The sequence below is a fragment of the Coxiella-like endosymbiont genome, assembly GCF_002871095.1.
Classification (GTDB): Bacteria; Pseudomonadota; Gammaproteobacteria; order Coxiellales; family Coxiellaceae; genus Coxiella.
Map to the genome: position 1 here is coordinate 1 of NZ_NSHJ01000128.1, position 6874 is coordinate 6874.

The following is a 6874-nucleotide window of genomic DNA, read 5'->3' on the forward strand; positions in this document are numbered from 1 at the left end:
GTATCAGTTCTTTCATCATAAATAAGATCCAAAAAAATAAGCTTAGGAGTTTTTTGTTAATCTGTTTCGTTTGTTATCGGAAAATAATTAAAAGAAGTCATGAGGTTGTATAATTAAAAGTATGGTATTTTTTATTGAACCTATTTTGTGTTTAGCACAATTAATTTTATAGCTTCCAAACTAGTTTTTTAACTTTTCATGCTCTTTAATTTTTCTTTAATGAAAGATACTGATTTCCGGAATATAACTGTATAAGATAACTTTATATTCTTCAATACATTATTAATAAACAGCTGTTTTACTTTTTTATCCATAAAGTGTTTACCAAGTAATTATTATAATTTTTTAATTTGCTTCTAAACACTACATTATTTTTCATATAATTTTCTTAACAAACAAACGTACGCACTAGGAACTAAAGATAATTATATAAAAACATTGACTATCTTTTACAGTTGCTTATTAAAGTAAGTATATAGAGAATTAATCAAGATATCACTGAAATATCATGAAAAAAAACAGTTTATTTCGAAGTTTTTAAAAACTCTCCAAACTGGCTTTTATCTCTTATATGCGCATTGTCCTACTTTCATATCATCAACTGACTTTCTTTATTCACGCCCCTGTGCTATTGTCTCGGAAAACGTAGTTATAAAAACTCCTCTGCTTGGGATAATTGGGTAACAATATTAGTTGCCTTTTTAACAAAGGCTTTCATAATTTTAATCACCAATTTTAGATTGATTATCGTAATAGAGTCCGTTTTTTCGATTTTGACTCTACTAAATAAATGTTTGATTTAGTATTTTGTATTGCTTTAGCCCCTCGATCTCAAACGCGCATAGGTCATCATAGGATGACTCAATATAATACCGACTATACATATATAAATATAACAACAAAAAATGGATTGAAAGGCCAGTTGTTTAACGTCTATATCAAAAAATTATAATAATATAATCCAGATTCATTTTTAATTCCTGAGTAAAAATTTAATTTACTTCGGGTTTGAGTGTAATCAATTTGAGTGTAATCAAAATCAATAACTTTTTAGATGCTGATTGTATGTAAATCAGAGTAAAAGCTTTATAAAAATTAGCGGTTTTCTTCTTTTTGTCATGGCGTTCGTTTGTCACAGCTGTTTTATCGATGATGAAAGTATTGAGTGGGTATAACAACCAGGAAACTAAAATAATAACGATTATATACTTATTAACCCAGATTTAATTCTTTATTAAGTTAGGGAGCCAATCGAATGATTCTCCATTTATGATTACCTTCTTTGAAATAACAAAAACGATCATGAAGACGATGATCTTGACCGGTCCAAAATTCCATTCGAGTTGGAACTAACCGAAAACCGCCCCAAAATTGGGGGCACTGTACCCCCATTTCCTTAGGAAATGTTTTCCGATATTTTGTATATCGATTAACTAAATACTCCCGGTTAGGAATTTCTTGACTTTGTTCCGAGACCCATGCACTAATTTGGCTTTCATAAGGACGCGTTTCAAAATAAGTCTTTGATTCTTCATAAGTTAGTTTTTCAACATGCCCTTCCCCACGTACTTGCTTATAAATTTCTGGCCAATAAAATACCCAAGCTGCATAAGGGTTCTCGGCTAAATCAATACCCTTTTGGCTATAATAATTAGTAAAAATAAGAAACCCACCTTTCGTTATTCCTTTATATAATACAATACGTGCAGTGGGTCTTGCCTTTGCGTTAGCAGTAGCTAAAGTCATTGTTAGTGGGTCATAAACTTTCTTTAGAGTAGAAGCCTCTTCATACCATAACTTAAATTGCTCTAGAGGGTCTTCTAGGAGATCTAGTCGGAACATTTCATACTTCTTTGGTCAATTACAGGGGAATTTATCTTTATTATAAAATAATCTTTTCCGACTTGCCACTTTCTTTTGCTAAGTGGATTGTTGGTACAACAATGAGAATAATCATAATCCACAAATCGATACAGTAAATCTTCATCTCGTCCTTTAGGAATTCCCAATCGCCGAGTCTGTATAATTTTGCCAGGATAATAACCCTGATCGGTAATAATAAATCGTTGCGGGGAAAAATTTTTTTGATCCCAATCTTTCACACGTAAATTAAGGGATTTACATAACAAAGTCTGTCCAGCACAAAGGTGTTTGGGTTTTCGATATTCAGGTTTGTTTTTACAAGGATTTAATTGCTGCATGATACTTACCATTAACTTAAAATTTTTAACACCCTCATAAGGCACAGCAGATTTAATTAAAACAGAATTTCCTTCGCCGTGGCAACTAATATTTAGAGAATCACCTCCTTGGGCATAATACATATAGATAGTTCCTGCAGGCATAAACAAAGCTTTGCGCTTTTCGGTAAAACCTAGAGAAGCATGACTTGCTTTTTCGTGAATATAGTATGCTTCTGTTTCAATAATTTGCGCACATAACCAAACAGTTTGGTATCGCACTCGAATTACTTTGCCCAGTAAATCTTGAGCTACTTTAAGCGTATCTCGATCAAAAAAGTCTCTAGTTAAATTTATATTATTTTGTATCATAGATAACTCAGTAAAATTCTTTAAGTTGTTTTACTTCCTTACTTCCTTTCCTATCCGATAGAGTGTAACTCTTAGTTTCTTTCTTCGACTTAAAAGTATATTTTAGCTAATCTCCTTAGCTTATTCGTACTTTATAAAAATAACGAATTTTTTTACATATGATTCCCCACTAAAATAAAGGCATAGATCTTTAAAATGAATCGTATTTTTTTAAAATACTTAAATTAAGTTGCTATAACCATTTCTATGATAACTAAAAAATTGTTTATAAAATCTAAAATATTTTCTTTGTTGTTAACAAAAATCCTGTAAAATTGACAGATTTTAAGCAACTTTCCAAGCAAAAGAGAAAATTTATAATCCAAGGGGCTTTCTAACTATCAGAGAACACACTTAGCTAAAGCGCCATAAAATAGTAAATTTGACTCTAAAAATAGAAATCATAAGCATCTGTTAATTGTGGAGTGTTTCTCTCAAAAAAAACATGCTTTACAATTACTGTAAAATTTTGTGTATAAGGAATTGTAAAAATTATCTTCTGATTTAAATTTTAAAAAATATAGGGATGATTTCTATCCTACAGTTTAGGTAGTACTAGATACCCCCCTTAGCAAGTGGAAGGGAGAACGTATAGTAAAAGAGGTTTTAATTACAGTTTCCGTCACTAATTTCTTGAATCACAAAGAGTTCGAGTAAAAATCGTACCTGCTTTTTTGTTGTGCTCTTAGTAGATTAATAGGAAAGCAACAAAAATCCTGTATAGGGCAATTTATACTCCCCTCCTATCCTTGAAATTTTTCTTTAAAGGAGAGAATACTTGAGTAATTTTCGGTAGGTTTGATGTTTGAGCTTTGTATTTATACTCATTTACGGTCTGATAAGTAATGATAATAATAATCCTAAATGAGTCATCTAATTACGTCGGAGATCATTATAATAACATAGCAAAATAGCAAAAATTTCAGAGGTTTAATTAAATACAAAGCTTTGTAGAGTAAAATTTCTTGCTTTTTTAAACCTTGCTTGATTGATGCCTCCTCTACTGATAATTAAATTTACTTTCATTTTTATAGTAAGACAATTAATAAACTGTAGACTATTGTAAGTGATTGATGTAAGTAATTGAGTACCCAAACAAAAAGTTACTGCTTCTCAAATGATAGAAAAACAGTCTTAATTTTAGACTAAGAAAAATAAGTATCTAAGAATTAAAATGATAAAAAAAGCACTTATAGTATAGGTTGTTATTGCGTACTCCTCAATACCAAAAAACAAATGATTGATTCCTGCAATAGATCATTATTCCTAAAATAGATGATGATTAGTGATAGTTGCTTATCGATTTAATAGTAAAATTACTTATGAACTGAAAATCATTGTTTTTGTAGCAGGCTCTCGCCTCTTTAATTGAAAAGAAAAAACTTATTCATTGCCATGTATTCATTGCCATCTAGATAGGAAGGCTCTCTATGGATTGGGAAGACGGGAAGTGTTTTTTTATATTTTGCATTGCTTTTCTGTGGGGGGGGGTAATGAATCTGGTTGCGTAACGTTCCTTCTTCGGCCTCATGAAGTGAATTCAATTACCTAAACTATGACTGCCAGTGTTGAAAGAAAAATATACAGATTTGGGTCTGGAGTATATATATATTTTTAGCCCCAAAATTTGTTTACTGGTCTTAAAGTTTTTATTTTAGCTTTAAACAGTCGTAATGCTTTATTCGAATAGAGACAAGAACACATCCCCCCAAAAGAAGATATCCTCCAAATTTTTCTTTATAAACTAGGTATTAATAGTAGAATCGTAAAGTGTGTATAAAAAAACTAACGAATATTGAAAATAACGTTTTTTGGAGTACTTATCTTCTTTCTTAGCAGGGCTTTGGCTTGTTAGGTGTAGTAGAAATGAGGCTGTTAAAATATCAAAATACCTGCTGAGTGAAAACATCCTAACGAATTTAAAATTAAGAACGCAATCTCATGCTTGGTCAAGCTATTATATTTTTAGAGAAAAAATTTAACCCTTTTGGAGCACAATCATTACTTGATTCTTAAAAATGCATCTTTAAAAATGTGAAGAACTCTAGATCTACCCTTGATCTTACTTTATTATCAGGGCTTTCTTGTCAAAAATTGCTAAAAAGTTTGTTAATCCCGTAACCCAACCCCTTTTTTCATAAGTAAATAAGTGATACCAAATAAAATAATAACAAAAGCTAGCATTAAAAAATAAGAAAGAATAAGTCGGCTGTCTGTAATACCCAACAACCCATATCGAAAATTATCAACAATGTAGCTAATAGGATTTAAATAGGAGGCATATTGCCATACTAAAGGTAATAAATTAATCGAATAAAAAACACCACCCAAGTAAGTTAATGGAGTTAAAACAAAAGTAGGTATGATTGAAATATCATCAAAATTTTTGGCATAAATAGCATTAATTAAACCAGCTAGTGAAAAAATACTAGAGGCTAAAAGTGCTGTTAATGTAATTGTGATTAAAGAGTGGATATGTAAATGTGTAAAAAAAAGTGCAATAATAGATACAATAATTCCGACAATAATTCCCCGAAAAAGACCACTGCTTATGAAACCTAAAAGTATTGTTATGTTAGAAGCAGGAGAAATTAATATTTCTTCAATGTGCCTTTGAAATTTAGCGCCAAAAAAAGCGGAGACCACACTAGCATAAGAACTAGTAATTATATTCATCATAATCAGACCAGGAGCAATAAATTGAACGTATTTATATCCTCCCATCAATCCTACTCGAGTCCCGATTACTCGTCCAAAAATAATAAAATAGAGAATACTTGTTATTGTAGGAGGCAATAAAGTTTGGGACCAAATTCTTAGAATGCGTTTTAATTCCGTAACGACAATCGTTTGATAGGCTATTCGATTTTTTTTAAAACTCATTATTTTTTACCGTTAACTTGAGAAATAATTCTTCTAAACGATTAGCTTTATTTCGCATACTATTTACTTTAATTTTATGTCGTTTTAAGTCCTCAAATAAACTACTTAAGGTTTGTTCTTTAAGAACTTCAACTTCTAGCGTTCGAGAATCTTTTATCCAAAATTGATAACTTTTTATGATGGGTAATTTTTCTAGGGGTTGATCGAGATAAAGAATAAATCGTTCAGCATCAAATTTAGTTAAAATATTTGCCATAGTGGTATTTTCGATAATTTTCCCGTCGTCAATGATGGCAATATTACGGCATAAATATTCAGCTTCTTCAAGATAATGAGTTGTTAAAATAATTGTGATTCCTTGTTGATTTAATTCTTGCAAAAATTGCCACATAGAACGTCGAATTTCAATATCTACACCTGCTGTTGGCTCATCCAAAATTAACATGCGTGGTTTAGGAATAAGAGCTCGTGCAATCATCAGGCGACGTTTGAATCCTCCCGAGAGTTGCCTGGCTATACTATGACGTTTTTCCCAAAGACCCAATTGCTTTAAATATTTTTCTGCTTCTACCATCGCGTTTTTTCGAGAAATGCCATAATAACCTGCTTGTTGCAGTACAATATCAAGTACTGATTGAAAAATATTGAAATTAAATTCTTGAGGGACAACGCCTATACAAGCCTTAGCTGCTGCAAAATTTTTATCAATATCATACCCGTAAATAAATACTTTCCCACTAGTTTTATTTGTGAGGGAGGTAATAATATCAATCGCCGTTGATTTTCCAGCTCCATTAGGACCAAGTAACGCAAAAAAATCACCTTCACTTACTGCAAAGTTAATGCTTTTTAAAGCTTGAATACCATTTGCATATGTTTTTTTTAAATTTTTTATTATAAGTGCTTTCACGTATAAGCGTGCTGTTGTTCTTTTGATTTAGCAATTCGGACTACTAACGATCGTCCTTGTAAATCTTTACCATGCGCACTTAATGCTTTAACAGCTTGTTTTGCATTAGTATAAGTCACAAACGCATAACCCTTAGAGCGGCCCGTACGAAAGTTTCTTACTATTTTAATAGTTTCAATAACCCCGAAACGGGAAAAATGATTATGTAAATCATCCTCCCCGATATGGTAAGGTAAATTACCTATATAAATTTGATCATTAGAAAAATCTTTGGAGGATTGATTGAATTCCATTCGATTTCTTCCTCGAAATATCAAAACAGCAATGATAAAAAGTAGTAATGCGAAACATGATAATAATATAAAAATAATTGAATTTATTGACATGGCGCATCCCTATTCTAATTTTAACAATTAAAACCTTATTTAAAATCTTATGAATTTAATTATAAAAGAAGGTGAAAGAGCTTGTAAAGATAAAAGTGCTTTCT

At 31.0% G+C, this 6874-nt stretch carries 6 protein-coding genes; all 6 read right to left on the reverse strand.

Features of this window, described 5'->3' with window-relative positions:
- Positions 1-1239: 1239 nt before the first annotated feature.
- Positions 1240-1842, reverse strand: coding sequence for a pyridoxamine 5'-phosphate oxidase (gene pdxH, locus CLERM_RS02950; protein ID WP_102157108.1), 603 nt, complete (start codon positions 1840-1842; stop codon positions 1240-1242).
- Positions 1830-2552 carry a DNA-3-methyladenine glycosylase gene (locus CLERM_RS02955; protein ID WP_179946446.1) on the reverse strand — a complete coding sequence of 241 codons (723 nt, stop codon included), beginning with the start codon at positions 2550-2552 and terminating at the stop codon, positions 1830-1832. The genes pdxH and CLERM_RS02955 overlap by 13 nt, the downstream gene beginning before the upstream one ends.
- Positions 2553-3955: 1403 nt before the next feature.
- Entirely contained in the window at positions 3956-4135 is a 180-nt protein-coding gene (locus CLERM_RS03895) for a hypothetical protein (RefSeq protein ID WP_145996296.1), read from the reverse strand.
- 565 nt (positions 4136-4700) lie between these two features.
- A complete protein-coding gene (locus tag CLERM_RS02960) occupies positions 4701-5474 on the reverse strand; it encodes an ABC transporter permease (protein WP_102157109.1) in 774 nt (257 codons plus the stop codon).
- A complete protein-coding gene (locus CLERM_RS02965; RefSeq protein ID WP_102157110.1) occupies positions 5464-6384 on the reverse strand; it encodes an ABC transporter ATP-binding protein in 921 nt (306 codons plus the stop codon). The genes CLERM_RS02960 and CLERM_RS02965 overlap by 11 nt, the downstream gene beginning before the upstream one ends.
- Positions 6381-6677, reverse strand: a complete 297-nt coding sequence (locus tag CLERM_RS02970; protein ID WP_236905116.1) for an RNA-binding protein — start codon at positions 6675-6677, stop codon at positions 6381-6383. The genes CLERM_RS02965 and CLERM_RS02970 overlap by 4 nt, the downstream gene beginning before the upstream one ends.
- Positions 6678-6874 lie beyond the last annotated feature (197 nt).

Coding starts and splice junctions, on each gene's coding strand:
- CLERM_RS02960 (WP_102157109.1), bottom strand. CDS start 5,474: ATGAGTTTTAAAAAAAATCGAATAGCCTATCAAACGATTGTCGTTACG.
- CLERM_RS02955 (WP_179946446.1), bottom strand. CDS start 2,552: ATGATACAAAATAATATAAATTTAACTAGAGACTTTTTTGATCGAGAT.
- pdxH (WP_102157108.1), bottom strand. CDS start 1,842: ATGTTCCGACTAGATCTCCTAGAAGACCCTCTAGAGCAATTTAAGTTA.
- CLERM_RS02970 (WP_236905116.1), bottom strand. CDS start 6,677: ATGGAATTCAATCAATCCTCCAAAGATTTTTCTAATGATCAAATTTAT.